At 43.5% G+C, this 15,385-nt stretch carries 14 protein-coding genes; 4 read left to right on the top strand and 10 right to left on the bottom strand.

All coding sequences use genetic code 11. From position 1 onward, the window contains the following. Positions 1-152: 152 nt before the first annotated feature. Together VNM22_12665 and VNM22_12660 are read left to right on the top strand one after the other, a co-directional pair. Complete coding sequence (locus VNM22_12665; GenBank protein ID HWP48009.1) at positions 153-1,292, top strand: hypothetical protein; 1,140 nt, start codon at positions 153-155, stop codon at positions 1,290-1,292. A 294-nt stretch (positions 1,293-1,586) separates the two neighbouring features. Continuing rightward, complete coding sequence (locus tag VNM22_12660) at positions 1,587-2,096, top strand: hemerythrin domain-containing protein (GenBank protein ID HWP48008.1); 510 nt, start codon at positions 1,587-1,589, stop codon at positions 2,094-2,096. Positions 2,097-2,207: 111 nt separating this feature from the next. On the opposite strand, the gene VNM22_12655 is transcribed toward VNM22_12660, so the two are convergent. From VNM22_12655 to pdhA, 5 genes are read right to left on the bottom strand one after another with little or no spacing between them, the layout of a single operon-like run. Continuing rightward, positions 2,208-2,882 (bottom strand): acetate--CoA ligase family protein, encoded by a 675-nt coding sequence (locus VNM22_12655; GenBank protein HWP48007.1) that lies wholly within the window; start codon positions 2,880-2,882, stop codon positions 2,208-2,210. Positions 2,883-2,911: 29 nt separating this feature from the next. Beyond that, positions 2,912-4,258 carry a CoA-binding protein gene (locus VNM22_12650; protein HWP48006.1) on the bottom strand — a complete coding sequence of 449 codons (1,347 nt, stop codon included), beginning with the start codon at positions 4,256-4,258 and terminating at the stop codon, positions 2,912-2,914. After that, positions 4,255-5,415, bottom strand: a complete 1,161-nt coding sequence (locus VNM22_12645) for a dihydrolipoamide acetyltransferase family protein (protein HWP48005.1) — start codon at positions 5,413-5,415, stop codon at positions 4,255-4,257. Before VNM22_12645 ends, VNM22_12650 begins: the two co-directional genes overlap by 4 nt. Before the next feature lie 13 nt (positions 5,416-5,428). Beyond that, the gene (locus VNM22_12640) at positions 5,429-6,394 is read right to left on the bottom strand and encodes an alpha-ketoacid dehydrogenase subunit beta (GenBank protein ID HWP48004.1); all 966 of its coding nucleotides are present in this window, start codon (positions 6,392-6,394) and stop codon (positions 5,429-5,431) included. Between the two features lies 1 nt (position 6,395). Further along, positions 6,396-7,451: a pyruvate dehydrogenase (acetyl-transferring) E1 component subunit alpha gene (gene pdhA / locus VNM22_12635; protein ID HWP48003.1), complete on the bottom strand. Its 1,056-nt coding sequence runs from the start codon at positions 7,449-7,451 to the stop codon at positions 6,396-6,398. A 746-nt stretch (positions 7,452-8,197) separates the two neighbouring features. Here pdhA and VNM22_12630 point away from each other — a divergent pair. Then, positions 8,198-8,845 (top strand): dienelactone hydrolase family protein, encoded by a 648-nt coding sequence (locus VNM22_12630; protein HWP48002.1) that lies wholly within the window; start codon positions 8,198-8,200, stop codon positions 8,843-8,845. Positions 8,846-9,081: 236 nt separating this feature from the next. Here the strand turns inward: VNM22_12630 and VNM22_12625 are convergent, their stop codons facing one another. From VNM22_12625 to VNM22_12615, 3 genes are all read right to left on the bottom strand, one after another. Next, positions 9,082-10,584 carry an Nramp family divalent metal transporter gene (locus VNM22_12625; GenBank protein ID HWP48001.1) on the bottom strand — a complete coding sequence of 501 codons (1,503 nt, stop codon included), beginning with the start codon at positions 10,582-10,584 and terminating at the stop codon, positions 9,082-9,084. A gap of 141 nt (positions 10,585-10,725) precedes the next feature. Next, positions 10,726-11,670, bottom strand: a complete 945-nt coding sequence (locus VNM22_12620; GenBank protein ID HWP48000.1) for a universal stress protein — start codon at positions 11,668-11,670, stop codon at positions 10,726-10,728. Positions 11,671-11,723: 53 nt separating this feature from the next. Next, the gene (locus tag VNM22_12615; GenBank protein ID HWP47999.1) at positions 11,724-12,356 is read right to left on the bottom strand and encodes a helix-hairpin-helix domain-containing protein; all 633 of its coding nucleotides are present in this window, start codon (positions 12,354-12,356) and stop codon (positions 11,724-11,726) included. A 530-nt stretch (positions 12,357-12,886) separates the two neighbouring features. Between VNM22_12615 and VNM22_12610 the strand changes: the two genes are divergently transcribed. Continuing rightward, positions 12,887-13,249, top strand: a complete 363-nt coding sequence (locus VNM22_12610; GenBank protein ID HWP47998.1) for a hypothetical protein — start codon at positions 12,887-12,889, stop codon at positions 13,247-13,249. Between the two features lie 280 nt (positions 13,250-13,529). Here VNM22_12610 and VNM22_12605 read toward each other — a convergent pair whose 3' ends face one another. Both VNM22_12605 and VNM22_12600 read right to left on the bottom strand, forming a co-directional pair. Beyond that, entirely contained in the window at positions 13,530-13,919 is a 390-nt protein-coding gene (locus VNM22_12605; GenBank protein HWP47997.1) for a response regulator, read from the bottom strand. A 456-nt stretch (positions 13,920-14,375) separates the two neighbouring features. Next, positions 14,376-15,140, bottom strand: a complete 765-nt coding sequence (locus VNM22_12600; GenBank protein HWP47996.1) for a sulfite exporter TauE/SafE family protein — start codon at positions 15,138-15,140, stop codon at positions 14,376-14,378. Between the last annotated feature and the right edge of the window lie 245 nt (positions 15,141-15,385).

Genomic DNA, 15,385 nt, shown 5'->3' with positions numbered 1-15,385 from the left:
CCTAACTGCTTATACCCATTCTGATGGAAGAGTAGGGGCGACTGGCCGGTCGCCCCTACTCATTTGAATACAACAGTCTCTATCAGATCTGGTCGTACAACAGGAGAGGGGAGGACCCACCAGTCGCTTCTCCGATTAAAAGCAAAGCCGACATGGACAGATATAATCCTCTGACGGGTAGAGACTCCACAAGCCATGTCTCTCCAGAACCCCCCCATCGTACCCGTTTTCCCCTCATGGTCTTGGGGATATTCTCCCTGCTGGTTGGACTGGGGACAGGATTAGTACGTCTGGGTTGGGAGTTGCCTTTCCTGCAGCCTGCCTTACTGTCGGCCCATGGTCCTTTGATGGTTTCCGGATTCCTGGGAACCCTTATTGGCTTAGAGCGGGCGGTAGCCTTGAAGCATCGTTGGGTCTATGCAGCGCCCCTGCTGACTGGTTTAGGAGCCCTGGCCTTGATCATGGGATTACCGGGTTTACCCGGCCCCTTACTTATGACCCTGGGCAGCTTAGGACTGGTAGTTGCCTCTGTGAAAATCATCTATCACCAACCCACCCTCTTCACAGTTATTACGGGACTTGGGACGTTGGTTTGGTGGACAGGTAATATCTTGTGGCTCATCGGCTGGCCGATTTACCATATTGTTTTCTGGTGGATCGGCTTTCTGGTATTAACCATTGCTGGAGAGCGACTGGAATTAAGTCGCCTCCTTCTCCTTTCTCGAAGGATTCAGGGAGCTTTTCTGTTAGCTGGCAGCCTCTTCCTGATCGGGCTTATCCTGACCCCTATCACCTATGACATGGGAGTCCGTCTGGCAGGAATAGGGATGATTGCTCTGATGTTATGGCTGCTGTTCTACGACATCGCCCGGCGCACCGTACATCACAGCGGATTAACCCGATTTACTGCCCTATGTCTGCTGTCTGGTTACGTCTGGCTGGGAGTGAGCGGACTGCTAGCCCTACTCTTCGGCGGAGTTGTAGCCGGGCCGCATTACGATGCCATACTCCACTCTACCTTCCTCGGTTTTGTCTTTGCCATGATTTTCGGTCATGCTCCCATCATCCTCCCTGCAATAACAAGATTACCCGTACCTTTTCGGTTGGCCTTTTACCTCCACCTGGCTCTGTTGCATTTTTCACTACTCTTGCGAGTAATTGGGGATCTGTCCGGCTGGTTACCGGGACGTCAGTGGGGTGGGCTGCTTAATGCAATTGCTTTGCTGCTATTCCTTGCAAACACGGGCCATGCTGTATTAAAATCGACCGGTAAAACCTCACATCATAAATAGAATTAACTTTACAAAGCACTATAATAAAGTTTAATATAAAACCTAGACGGTATCTATATCCGTTTAGTAAGTGTAACCTCATCCCTTCAAAAAGGGGAGGGACTTACGACACGTCTTCCTTACTAAAACTAAATCCCTCCGGGAGGGCAGGGGGATGGTTCTTTTTTCCCGTACTAAATTGATAAATTCTTTCGGTATTTTAAACTCTGACGATTGGTTACAGCGATGGGAACTGGTAATTTTGTCTTCCGATAGGAAAAAAAGGTAGGATTAAAAAAGCGATGGGAGGGTGTAATGGAGAATCTAAATCCTATAAAGGTTTTATTGATTGAACATGAAGAGATAACCAGGGACATCGATATTTTACAAGATAGAGTTGAGATGGTTCTTCGACAGACTCAAGATAAGGCTTTAGGCTTTACCCCGAACGAACAAGAACTGGATGAGATGATGGAGCTGGCTCGTTGCCTGCATAACAAGATCCGCTCCCATTTTTATAAGGAGGAACAGGCGTTATTTCAGGTCATGGAGGACAACCTATTCGATAGGAGATGTACGACCATTATGCGGGATGAGCACAGAGAAATCCTTGAGCGTGGTTTTCAATTACTTGGCATATTCGGCCATTGGAAGGATAACTTATGGGATCCAGAGAAGGTTTCAGGACTCCAATATCCTCTATTTGAATTCATTAACTCCTTCAGATCCCATATCCGCAGAGAAGAGCAGATACTTTATCCTATGGCCCAAATCTGTTTGAACGAAGAGCAGATAAAGGAGATAGGCCGAAGAGTTAAGAGTTAAAGTTAATGGAATATCAGTCAGGCTTTCAGGTTTTCCAAGAGGGGAATACAGATCCGCATGAGCTCCGTTAATTTGTTCCGTCAGGGACAGGTCTTGCCCCTGCAGGGGGTCTCAGGGAGAGTTGGTATTACTATTATTAGGTCTCAGATTTCCAATTTGAGCGTTGACTAACATCTTTGCATCCAGAACCATTGCCCCTTCTGGATAGAGGGCTATGGGATTCAAATCTATTTCCTTGATCAGGCCTGTTGCTATAAACGTAGAAATGGTAACTATAATCTTTAAAAGCGTATCTTTATCTACAGAGGGTCTTCCTCTATAGCCTTCCAGGAGTTGATAACCTTTAACCTGCTGGATCAGCCAGAGTGCTTCCTCTTCAGTAAGAGGTGCGAGAGCAAAGGCTACATCTTTAAACAATTCAACAAAAATACCTCCCAGGCCGAACATAACAACAGGACCAAATAGCTCATCCTCTATACCACCTACAATAACCTCAAGTCCTTGGGGAGCCATTTCTTCTAGAAGAACACCTTCTGCGTCCTTTATTTGAAGAAGTTCTGTAACAGCTTTTTTCAACTCACACGCATTCTTTAGTCCGATTCGTACTCCCTGAACATTACTTTTTGAAGAGATCTTTGTAGAGGAAACCTTAGCTACGAGGGGGTAAGAGAGATCGACTATCGTGGAAAGCTGTTCTGCCTTTTCTTTACTTACAAATAAACCTTTTGGCACAGAGATCCCTGCTTCTTTCAAGAGTCTTTTCACTTCGTGTTCCAAAAAGACCATCTTACCTTTATTTTTTTCGATAAAGTCCTTTAGCATGGTGATGGGTTTAAAAGTGCTTTTAATCCCCGTACAGCTCTTTCCGGTGACGGATAGACGGGTATTCCGATTTTTTCCAGAAGAAGGGTTAATTTTCTGGATATACTATCGTAGGCGATATGGGAAACGATGGGCTTAGGTGTACTTATTTTAAAGTCTTTTAACAGGTCTATAAACCTTTCTGTAATTCCAGTAACCCCTGTTAGGGAAATAACTACAAAACCATCATAATCCTCTTTGAGTTCATGGAGTGCGGTCAGATAGTCTTCATCTCGGGCATGGGCGGTGAGATCTAGGGGATTGTTGAGTACGCAGAAAGAAGGAAATAAGGGTTTAAGGATTTTTAAGCTCTTCTCTGGTAAGGGAGTTACCTCTAGCTTCTGCCGCATACACTCATCTGCCGCCAGTACTCCAGAACCGCCTCCATTGGTGAGAATAAGAACACGCTGACCTGGAGAAGGTTTTTGATAGGAAATGGCTTTGGCTGCGTCCATCAGTTCGTCAAAATCTTCCACTTCCTTTATGTGGAATTGTCTCAAAATGGAATGAAATACTTCGTATCGTCCTGCAAGTCTTCCCGTATGGGAGTAGGCTGCGACCTGGCCTCTTGAACTTTTTCCTGATTTGAGGATTAACAAAGGTTTCTTTTCGGATAATAGGCGGGCTCGATCTATAAATTTTCTTCCCTCTCTTACCGATTCTATATAAGAGATCACAACCCTTGTCTCATCATTATTGGCAAGGTATTCATAGATATCTGATTCATCAATATCCACTGCATTACCGTAATGGATAGCCCTGGATAAACCTATATTCGCCTTTCGGATCGCTCCAAAGAGACAACTTAAAATCGCACCACTCTGAGAAACTACGGCTATATTCCCTTTTTTAGGCCTTTTTAATCTTTCATAGGAAAGGAACAAGGTATCCAACCTCTGGTAGGGGTTGTAGATACCAATACAGTTAGGGCCGAGGATTCGAATGTTGAGTTCTCTGGCTATATGCAAGATCTCATCCTGACGATCTTTCTCCCCGATTTCTGCAAAGCCAGAGCTTATAATAATAACACATTTCGCCTTGTCCTTATGGGCCTTCAAAATCTCAGGTACCTCGAGTGCTGGCCTTATGATAATAGAAAGATCAACCGATTCAGGCAACTCTTCCACAGATGGATAAGCTTTCAGGCCCATCAGGTGGGTATAGTTTGGATTAACCGGATAAACTTTACCTTTGAATCGAAGCAGATTTTTCAGTATAATCCCACCGAATTTTGCCTCTGTATGGGCTGCTCCAATAAGGGAAATGGATTTTGGGTTAAAAAGAGATTCCAGGGGGTTCATGCGCTTGCTATAAATAACAATGTTGGATCTTCAAGATAACGGATTATCTTTGTCAAAAACCTTGCTGCTTCAGCTCCATCGGTTATTCGATGATCAAACGTCAAGGAAAGGGGTAGAATTTTCCGAATTACAATCTCTCCCCCCTTTACCCATGGTTTCTCGGAGATCTTCCCGGTACCCAGAATAGCTACATCAGGGTAATTAATAATAGGGGTTGCAAAGGTTCCGCCTAAATTTCCATAGTTCGTTATGGTAAAAGTGCTGCCTCGCATTTCTTCCAGCCTGATCTTTCTCTGCCTGGCTTTCTCACCCAGATTATGGATCTCTTCAGCCAGCATTAAGATCGTCTTTTTATCTACCTCTTTGATCACAGGAACCATTAATCCGTCTGGAGTATCTACGGCAATACCTATATGGTAATATTTTTTGAGGATAATCTTTCCTTCTTCTTCATCTATGGAGGCATTAAAAAGAGGATGTTCTATCAAGGCATGTTGTACAGCTTTTATAAAAAAGGGTAAAAAGGTTAAATGAATACCTTTTTTAAGAAGAACCTCCTTTTCCTTTTCCCTAAGATTCCACAAATCGGTTACATCGGCTTCGTCCATGCTGGTTACATAAGCAGTTGTTCCCTTAGATTTTAGAAGGTTTTTGATCAAGGTTTTTCTTATCCCTTTAATTGGCCTTACTTCCACAGGCCCATAGAGGTCTGTGACCATTTTTTTAGCCTTTTCGGAGGCCTGGATCACATCTTCTCTCGTAATACTTCCCCCAGGACCAGAACCCTGAAGGGTTTCTAGGTTGACGCCTAATTCTTTAGCCAGGGCCCTGACGGCTGGAACGGCGAGGACTTCCTTTTCTCCTTCTGGAAGTACCCCTACCACGGAAACAGATTCTTCAACAGCTTCTATAACCTCATCTTCTCTCCCAAGGATCATCAAAACCTCCCCAACCCGGACGACCTCACCTTCTTTTCTACTGAGTTTCAAAACTTTTCCTGCTTTAGGCGATGGAACTTCCACAACTGCTTTATCCGTTTCGATTTCCAAAACAGGCTGGTGCTCTTTAACAAAATCCCCTTCTTTGACCAGCCACCCTCGGATCTCACCTTCTGTGATTCCTTCTCCTAAGTCCGGTAACGCAAATTCAAAAGCCATTCTCCACACTCCTTTAATATTTTATGATGTCTTCCATGGCCTTTCTAATCCGTTGTACGGTGGGCAAGTAGAAATCTTCTAACTTAGGCAAAGGCATGACCACATCATAACCGGTAACCCGTAGAATGGGAGCTTTTAGATAAAGCATAGCTTCCTCGGCCAAAGTTGCCGATAGTTCTGCACCAAACCCACAAGTTTTAGGAGCTTCGTGTACGATGATGACTCTTCCGGTCTTTCTGGCTGATTTAAATAGAGTTTCTTCATCAAAGGGATGAAGCGTCATTAAATCGATCACTTCAACATCATCATAACCTTCTACAGCCTGTAAAACCTTATGAAGCATGCTTCCCCATGCAACCAAGGTGATATTTTTACCTTCCCGAACAATCCTTGCCTTTCCAAGGGGGAAGGTATAGTCCCCTTCCGGAACCTCCTCTTTTATAAGACGATAAAGTCGGGTGGCTTCCAGGAACAGAACAGGATCTGGATCTCGTATCGAAGAAACCAATAACCCCTTTGCATGGTAAGGGGTTGAAGGTACTACCACCTTTATTCCCGGCATATGGCAAAAGAGGGCTTCCGGGCTCTCTTCATGGAGTTCCGGAGCCTTGATACCTCCTCCATAGGGGGTTCGAATAACTAAGGGGCAGGTATATCTTCCTCTCGAACGAGAACGGATACGTGAGGCATGTGAGAAAATCTGATCTAAGGCCGGATAGGTGAATCCTACGAACTGGATCTCTGCAACAGGTTTTAATCCATAAGCGGCCATACCAATGGATATTCCCAGAATACCGGATTCTGCAAGAGGCGTATCTATCACCCGTTCCGAGCCGAATTGTTCCCAAAGTCCTTCGGTAACACGGAATACGCCGCCATTTTTTCCAACATCCTCGCCCAATATCACCACATCTGGATCCCGCATCATTTCCTCTTTTAAAGCCAGATTTATGGCTTGAACCATATTTAACTGCGGCATATCAGAAATCCTCCATTTGCTTGAGTTGTCGGAACGTAGGCTTCGCGTAAGTGTAGGTGAACATATCCTCAGGATGGGGGGGTTCTACGGATTCTGCAACCCTTACGGCTTCATCGATGATCTGCCTGGATCTCTCTTCGATCTCTTTCTGGTAAGGCTCCGTCCAGAGTCCTTTTCTCTCCATGAATAATTTCAACCTCAAAATAGGGTCTTTAAGTTTCCACATTTCAACTTCTTCTTTAGATCGATACCTTGTGGCATCGTCTGCCGTGGTATGACTCGACATTCGGTAGGTAACACATTCGATAAAGACGGGACCTTCACCGCGTCTGGCTTTCTCTATCGCGTCTTTTGTCCCTTTATAAACTGCAAAGATATCATTTCCGTCCAGTTGGATGCCTTCAAAACCGTAGGCATAAGCTTTCTGAGCCAGGGTTTTGGCAGCAGTTTGTCGTTCCCTGGGCAAGGATATCGCCCAGTGGTTATTCTGACAGATAAAAACAACCGGTAGTTTGAAGACCCCAGCCATATTAAAAGCCTCGTGAAAATCACCCTCGGAAGTAGCTCCATCTCCAAAGTAAGTTATCACAACTATGGGATCTCGCTTATATTTTGCAGCCATAGCAGCTCCTGCGGCATGGAGCATCTGAGTTCCTATGGGAACACAAATAGGAAAGATGTTTAGATCCTCGGGCGCCTTAAGGCCTCTTTCATCCCCCGCCCAGTACTGATAGAGCTGATGAATAGGATAACCTAACGTCATGTAAACCCCCATTTCCCGAAAGGACGGAAATATCCAGTCGGATTTCTGGATAGTGAAAGCACTCCCCACTTGAGTCGCTTCCTGCCCCAAAATAGATGCGTAGGTACCCAATCTCCCTTCCCTCTGAAGATCTATGGCACGCTGGTCAAAGGTCCTGGAAAGAATCATTAGTTCATACATCTTCTTTATCTCATCGGCAGATAAGGAAGGCATTAGAGACTCATCAACCTCACCTTTCGGATCCAGGATCTCCAGGCGGCGGATTTCAAAAGATTCTAAAATTTTTTCTGGCATGGAATTTCCCCTCTGAGTTTATCAACTTCGTCTTAACTCCTCATTACGGAAGTAACGCAATTAATATACCAAGCTTTAAAGCCTACAAACAATTTATCCCGGCTGTTTCTGTACGATCCCCATGCTAGTTACCTTGTAAAGTTAATCCTGGATAAGCTAAACATTCCCTGTTTGTACTAAACCCCTTCGATAAACTCAAGAGAGGACTTGATAAGCAGAGGAATATTCGTCCCCTAAAAGCCTGTTCCAAGCTTATCGAAGAGCTCAAAGTGAACAGAGGAGAGGTCAGGTAGATGGGCCTCAGTCTTTCTGATATCTTATTGTCCTAAAATCCTACAATAATGGCAAAAGATCTTTGTTTACAAACGTATTCGTGGTTGTCAGGAATTAAGACAAATTACAGAAAAGTTAACTTTTAAAAACTCTTCGTTAGTAAGAAACAAAGGACCTTCAAATCAAGGAAAGAAAATTGCAGAAGGTATTTCTAAAACAATGACATTGGAGTATATCTGAAAAGTATTTAATAAGTCGATGTAAATCTTGTCCGCTCCGGATAAGATAGACTTTTCATACTTGAAACTAAATACTCTCTATGGAAAGAGGTCGTACTTTTCAGACATATTTAATATCAATTCTGATAGAATATGCCGCATAGCCCCTTGAGGGGTGACTGATCGGTCACCCCTCCTTATTTTGAATACGACATTCTCCATCAGATTTGGTATTATATAACCAAGAGGTAAATTATGTTTCGGAACAATTTTGAGCATCTGGTTTATATTCCTATAAATTCTGTTGGACTCGAAGGTATGCTAGATATCCCTGCCGGGGCACAAGCTATAGTGGTATTTGCCCATGGTAGCGGCAGTAGCCGACATAGTCCCAGAAACAATTTTGTCGCCAAAGTATTGCGAGCAGAAGGGCTGGGTACTCTACTGATTGATCTACTAACTGAAAAAGAAGATGTGACCTACGAAACACGGTTTGATATTAGCTTGCTGGCTAAGAGGCTGGAAATTATTACCCACTGGTTAAAGGAGCAGTCACAAATAAAAGATCTTGCTATAGGCTACTTTGGAGCCAGTACAGGGGCTGCGGCGGCTCTCCAAGCAGCTGCTAGTCTAGGCCCCATAATTGGGGCTGTAGTATCACGGGGAGGTCGTCCTGATCTTGTAATTCCCATACTTGATCGGGTTCAAGCGCCTACCTTGTTGATCGTTGGAGGTTGCGATGACCTTGTCATTGAGCTCAATCAGAAAGCTTATGAGTACCTGAGAACGGAAAAACAATTAGTCATTATACCTGGTGCTACGCATTTGTTTGAAGAACCAGGTGCCCTGGAGGAGGTAGCTCGCCTGGCGGCTCAATGGTTTAAGCAACATCTCTTGAAATAGCTAGCAGCGGATTCATGGATACATCTTATATTATTCACCATTTCTATTGCTTTTCAGGCACGTTTTATCTCCACTTGCATTATTACGCATAACCTAACAGGACCTTTCCCCGACGTGGGAAGGAAATCAGGGGTCAGGTCCCTTTTTGAAATATAGCCAGATATTAATAAACCCCATCTATAGATGGAAGGATAGGGTATTCGACAGGTTTAAGAGAGCTGTAATGGCTTCCATTTCTACCTGAACAACCCTATCAACTGTTCCCGGTTCAAATAAAGGTACATAATTCCCATGACAATATAAGCTGAGGTAGCCAGAATCATAAGAATTCGTGTAATAGGATGAGGTTTAATCCATTGAGGGAAAACTCTCGGTAACATCACATAATTAAGGTAGACAAGTCCAGGACAGAAGAGACCCATAGCCAGAAATGAAGCAACTCCTCGAATCGTGATCAAGACGCCAGGTTGTGCCATAACCATGGTGGTCATCGTTATTACACTGAAGATACCCAGAAAGATGTAATACCAGGTACGAAAATGAAGCTTTTGAGCTCCCGGGATGTTGGCGTAGAAAAAATCGGCTTGAACACGAGAAAAACCATCTGTATTCTGTAGCCAGGCATCGCAAAGGAAGGCTGCAGCAACAATAAGGAACAGGGCTTTACCGATGGGACCCCAGGCTACCTCAAAGAACGCCGACTGAACTACTGCAATTTCCCAACCCTTCGGGACTTTACCCTCCGGTAACAAGAGAGCAAAAGCGAGCCAACACATAATAATAGTGGTCAGGAGATTTAAGAAGACCCCAATGAAATTTTCAAAACTAAAATAATGAACCCAGCCTTTATAATTTCGTTTATTTTCCTCTGTGTCGGCAAAAACATACCCCGTTGCAGGAATCGTTTCAGCTTCCCCGGTTATAGGCGAGGTAACACGTCCAATAAGTTTTCCCATTCCGATTCCTTTATCCCGCATCCAGTAGCCGATAAACAACTGACCGAAACCACCAGCGCCTGCATAGGCAATGCTCGTAACCAAGACATTCAGATCCTTGGGATCCCAGTTTGGCAAGCTACTGGGCATTGTAAAATGGGGAATCAGAGCTGCGAAGAAATCCCAGGTTACAGCAAGGACCTTTTGTTGAAATAGGGCAAAAACAATACCGGTCATTGTAATAACTACAACAACCATCGAGATTTTCTCAATCACATTATAGACCACTCGACCCAAGACCATTGCAAGGATATAGATACTGATGGTTAAATAACCCCAAAATAAAGACTGACCCCGAGCTGTCCAACCTGCTGGAAATCCTGTCAAAGCCGCCAGAGCAGTGCCCCCGGCGGTTGCATAGGCACCCAGCCACGCATTCTCAATAAAGATCCCGACCCACATAATCCAGGCATACAGGCGACTTATTCTCGTAAAACCTGTCATCGGAGTCTCCCCCGTTGCAACGGTATATCTACAGATTTCTAGATTAACCCAGTATTGAAGTAAGGAGGCCGGGATCAGGAGACCCAAAAAAGCAGCTCCATACTTAGCGGTTAAGTAGGGCCACCAGATAAGTTCCCCAGAACCTTGAGCCAAAGCCGCCCATAAAATGCCTGGTCCGATATAAGCAAAAATCCCTTTAAATGGGGGGATTTTTTCCATCTTCAAAGGAGGAAGGGTTCCCAAGGGAACTTCCTTAATTTCTTTTGGAGAAGAGGGGGTTGTAGAGTTATTTTCTGCCATGGCTACACTCCTTTAATATAAATCCTAAGTTTTAGGACTTAATCAATCTGTCAAAGAGAAGACATAATATACCCAGAACAATCCTGCGTGATCGTCCCTTTTGAAATAAACCCATGCTCCGATAGCTTTAAAATCAGAATTTTAGGGCTCACTGCGCGGACGATGGAGTAATACCGGTATAGAAGTTCCCCGTAATACTTTATCAGCTACACTCCCTATAAGAAGTCGAGTTAAACCACCTCGACCGTGTGTTTCCATAGCTATCAAATCTATTCCCTGCCTGCTTGCTTCTTCAAGAATAGCTGTTGCTGGATGCCGATCGATAATGACTCTTGTCTGAACTTGAAGGGACCACACTCGTAACCGTTCGGCCACACTATCCAGGTATTTTTGGGCTTCAGTCTGGATATGTTCCCGCAATATCTGGTTTAGTCGAATGATTTCTTCATTGATTGAATAACCAACCTGCACCACTGGTTCCACAACCTGTAAGAGTGTATAGTCGGCCTCCATCAGTTTACCAAGTCCTACCACATGTTCCAGTATTTGTTCCGAAAAAGCTGACCCATCAAGAGGAATCAGTATGTGCTGAAAGATCTCTTCACGGGTGAGGTCTGGCGTTTCTTCTGTCTTTTCCCGTACAGGCACCAGTAAAATAGGTTTTACTGATTGGCGTATCAGCTTATCCGTGACACTACCAAGCCAGAAACGAGCCAGTGGGCCATGCCCATGAGTCGCCATCACCACCAGGTTTACACCTGTATTTACAATATGGTCATGGAGTATTTCGTCAACTTTTCCAATCCTCCCACTTAGTACTTCCGCTGTGACAGAAACCTCTGGACCTAATGCTAGTTTTTTTATCACATTATTCAGGTAGTTATGTTCATGCTCCCTGACTTGAGTTTCCAGGGTTTCATCGAAAATGAGTACCCCATCAGCATACCGGGCGGGGGTGGGTACGTGTACCAACACCAACTGAAGTTTTGCTCCTGCCCCTATCCTGCTTACAATACCCCGTGCTATCGGTAAGGCTTGTTCCGCCAACGTCGATCCATCAAGTGGTACAAGAATTGATCGATACATGATGAGTCATGAAACGATAAATCATGAGTCAGGAATCAGTTTATATTCACAGCTTATGATTCATCATTTGTATGAGTTTTAGAAATGGATCCTTTAGGCTTTTTATCTGACTTTTTTTCTCGAACCTTAGATTTTCTTCCTGGAGTGTGGTTTCCTCCGGTTTTATCTTCTTTCTGCTCTGAGTCCCATTCCTCTTGCATTTTCTTGGTCTCAGCTTCATAGCCAGGAATTATTTCTCGTTCTTCCTCTATAGTTTGATCAGCTAGGAGTTCTTCTTCTTCCTCCAGCCGTTCCAATTCGGAAGGTGCTTTTATAATCCTGAACATTTCCTTCATCTCGGCTTCTTCGTCGTTGATCTCTCCCACCGCAATCCTTAGGTCCTTAGCTCCGGTAAATTCCTCCGGCTCTTCCATATCAAATCCCGGAATAACCCCTTCCTGCAACTCTTCACTTTCCCGTACATCGGCAACCCCCATAAAACCTTGCTCTGAGAAGTCTTCCACGATAATCCTATCTCGGATTTTCTCAAAGAGGTCCTCGTCAATCCCTTCTACCCGATAAAGTTCTTCAATACTGTTATAAGGACGGCCAGATTTAACTGCCCAGACTAACTCTTCAGTTTTAAATACACTTAGAAGCTCTTTATCGTCCGCGGTATTGATATTGACCTTATAATTAACCTCCATAAAATCACTTCCTTTCTTGGTAAGAATTTTTACTTTTACTCCTCATCTCGGAGTCCTTAATTCCAATCTTTTTCTAAGGCAATCCATATACCAGGTCTTTAAAATCGAAGATTGAGAGTCGAAAATAAGAAATTAGAAACCTGTTACCGGTTATTTGCGATTTATGCGTTAGATATTGTTCGTCTTAAAATCTTACAATAAAGTTAAAAACCTTTTTTATATAAGACATATCAAAGGATGTCAGAAATTAAGACAAAAGACAAATTCCCCCATTACTTTATGGTTCAGACTAAATTTACTTGATCTTATTTATCAAAGAAGATTAAATCTATCAAAGAAACGTTTCTTCTAACCAAGAAAATCAGTCTGATAGGTTCTACCTCGTAGAGGTGGTATATTAATTGCGAAGTATATTAAAATTTGAGTACTCCATTTTGTTTAGGAATCTAATATTACCTGATGATAGGTAGAAAGAAGTTTAGTTATTTCCGACTAAACTCATTTCTACTTTTTCAAAATCAACCCAACCTATGAAAATAAAAATCTTAATCAATTCTCTAGTCCTATTCTTAATAGGACTTTTTATAGTAACCGATTCCATCCTGGCCGCTAACTATAGCTGGATACCTGCTCCTCAAGGGACTAACTGTGATACAACCTGTACGAGGCAGGGGATGGATCCTGTATACGCAGGAGCTGAAGGAAGTAAATCAGGTGCTACGGCTCAGTTATTTGTCTGTGGCGTCTCTACGGCAGCAAAAAGGGGAAGACGAAAGTACTCTTCGGGCTATGTTCCCGGGAAGAATGTCACCGATACTTTTAACTGTTTAGTCCCTTTTAATGGAAAAGAATATGCTCAAAGGAATTTTGTTTGTTTGTGTGTTCCGAAGTAATTTAATTCGTTTGAGCCAGAGGCTTTTCATTCTGGATAGTATTCCTAAGGATCAGGAAGGTTTCTACAGGGAAATACCGTATAACCGCAAGGACAACTTTGTACGATTTTTCTATAGAATCTAGAGCAACCCGGTGGGTTGCTCTAATATAACATCCTCATACAGATGGAATTGAGATTACAAGCCTGGTATCAAAATCTGGTTTCCCCTTTTTATTCCTCTACCTCCCCTTCTAAGGGAGAAGAATAGAGAGAAAAATACTTTGAGGTTTTCTCATTGACTAACAATTTGTGCCAGTTTTAAGCCTGTGGAGAGCCATTTCAATAGCTGTAAGTAATTCGGTATCCTTAGTTGGCTTAGAAATATATCCAAAAGCTTGGGAGGCTTTTATACGTCGGATCGTAGAGGAGTCTTCAAGGGAAGTTATGTAAATTATTGGAATATTAAAACGGGCATAGATGTGCTCGGCTGCCTCTATGCCGTCCATCTTTCCTTCTAAGGTAATATCCATCAATACTAAATCTGGATGGGTTTCTATGGCTTTTTCAATGGCCTCCTCTCCAGATGGAACTATTCCAACAACTTCATAATTTGCTCTGGATAGCATACTCCCCAGATACCTTGCTATGATAGCGTTATCCTCGACTATCAGAATTCGTGCGTTGGTCATAATCTTAATTCATCTGACTTGTAGGGGTGGTGATATTGTTTTTTCCCTCTATTTATCAGTAAATAGCAAGTAATATACCAAATCTCCAAAATGGAAAGCTGAGGTTAGAAAGAGAGCAGTTCCACACCATTGCCCTGTTTCAAGGCTATTACAGCTTTCTCTTCTGAGAGGCTAAACCTTACTTGAAGGAGGTTCCTTACATCAGGAATCTTTCCACAAGAAAAAAGGATTTGTGCTTTGTTTGTTTAAAGCGTTTAGAGCCAATCCTGCATTTTGGAAGGAGGTAGGTTATTGCAGCCCCACGAGGGCTTCAGAACCCTGCTATATTTCTAACAAAGAAAGGGAGTATAAGGGAAGAGAAACTTCCCTCGAGGCTTTAAATTATCCATCTAAAAAGAAGTCAAAGTTCCTTTGTGATTTTTGCTCTCGGAAATAAACCCTTTTATAAAAGGCCGTTTAAAACAGAGCCGTATAGTTCTTTGTGATTAAAAAGAAGGCAACCATTATCACAAATACAGCAAAGCCTTTTCTTAAATAGGTTGGAGAGGTTCTATGGGAAAGAACAGTTCCCAGGAGGGTGCCCATTGCAGCAAGCAAGGTTACCAGAAAAGTCAGGTAAAAGTCGAAGCCCCCATAAGAGAGATGTCCGAACAATCCGGCAACACAGTTGATGCTAATAACCATCAGAGATGTGCCTATGGCATGCCTCATTGAAAGTCCACCAAACAGCATCAGGGCCGGTACAATAAGAAAACCCCCACCTACGCCGAGGAAACCTGTTAGAAATCCAACACCTGAACCTGTAACTACAGCCTTTAAAGCACTTTTATTTTTGTTGTTTGTTTCCCCTTCACCGGTCTGTTTTCTAGTTAGCATGAGTATTGCGATAAGAAGCATAAGCCCCGCGAATGAGAGGAGTAAAACGGCCGGAGAGAGAAAATGTGTCAGGTGGGATCCGAAGTAAGCGCTCAGTATTCCTGACCCACCAAAGAAGGTTCCAGTTTTTAGATCCACGGTACCTCGCCGATAGTGAAACATGGCTCCAATAAGGCTAGTTGATCCAACAACCGCAAGGGACATTCCAACCGCTTGATGGGCTTCAACACCCAGGACATAAACGAGAACAGGTACCGTGATAATCGAGCCACCTCCTCCAATCAATCCGAGAGAGAACCCAATAGCTGCGCTCAGTATCAGCCCCAGAATAAAATAACTTTCCACGTCTAGTTTATCCTCTCCTGCTCAATCAGGCGCCCCCTCACCCCCTCGCTCCCCCTCTCCTGTGTCTTATCTTTACCCACATTTTTCGATTTGGGAGGATGGGCTCAAAACGGTTAGTAGGTCAACCGTCCCGGTTGACCCACCTTGCAAAAAGAGGGAGCTTGCCCTCACGAAGGAGATTCAATGCATTTCGCTACTCAACCAGCAAGATAGCTAAACCAGTTATTAATCCCCTGAAATGAAAA

The organism is Candidatus Limnocylindrales bacterium, from assembly GCA_035559535.1.
In the GTDB taxonomy this organism is placed as follows: domain Bacteria; phylum Moduliflexota; class Moduliflexia; order Moduliflexales; family JAUQPW01; genus JAUQPW01.
Note: the sequence above shows the minus strand (reverse complement) of the source record. Positions and strands in the feature narration are given on the sequence as shown.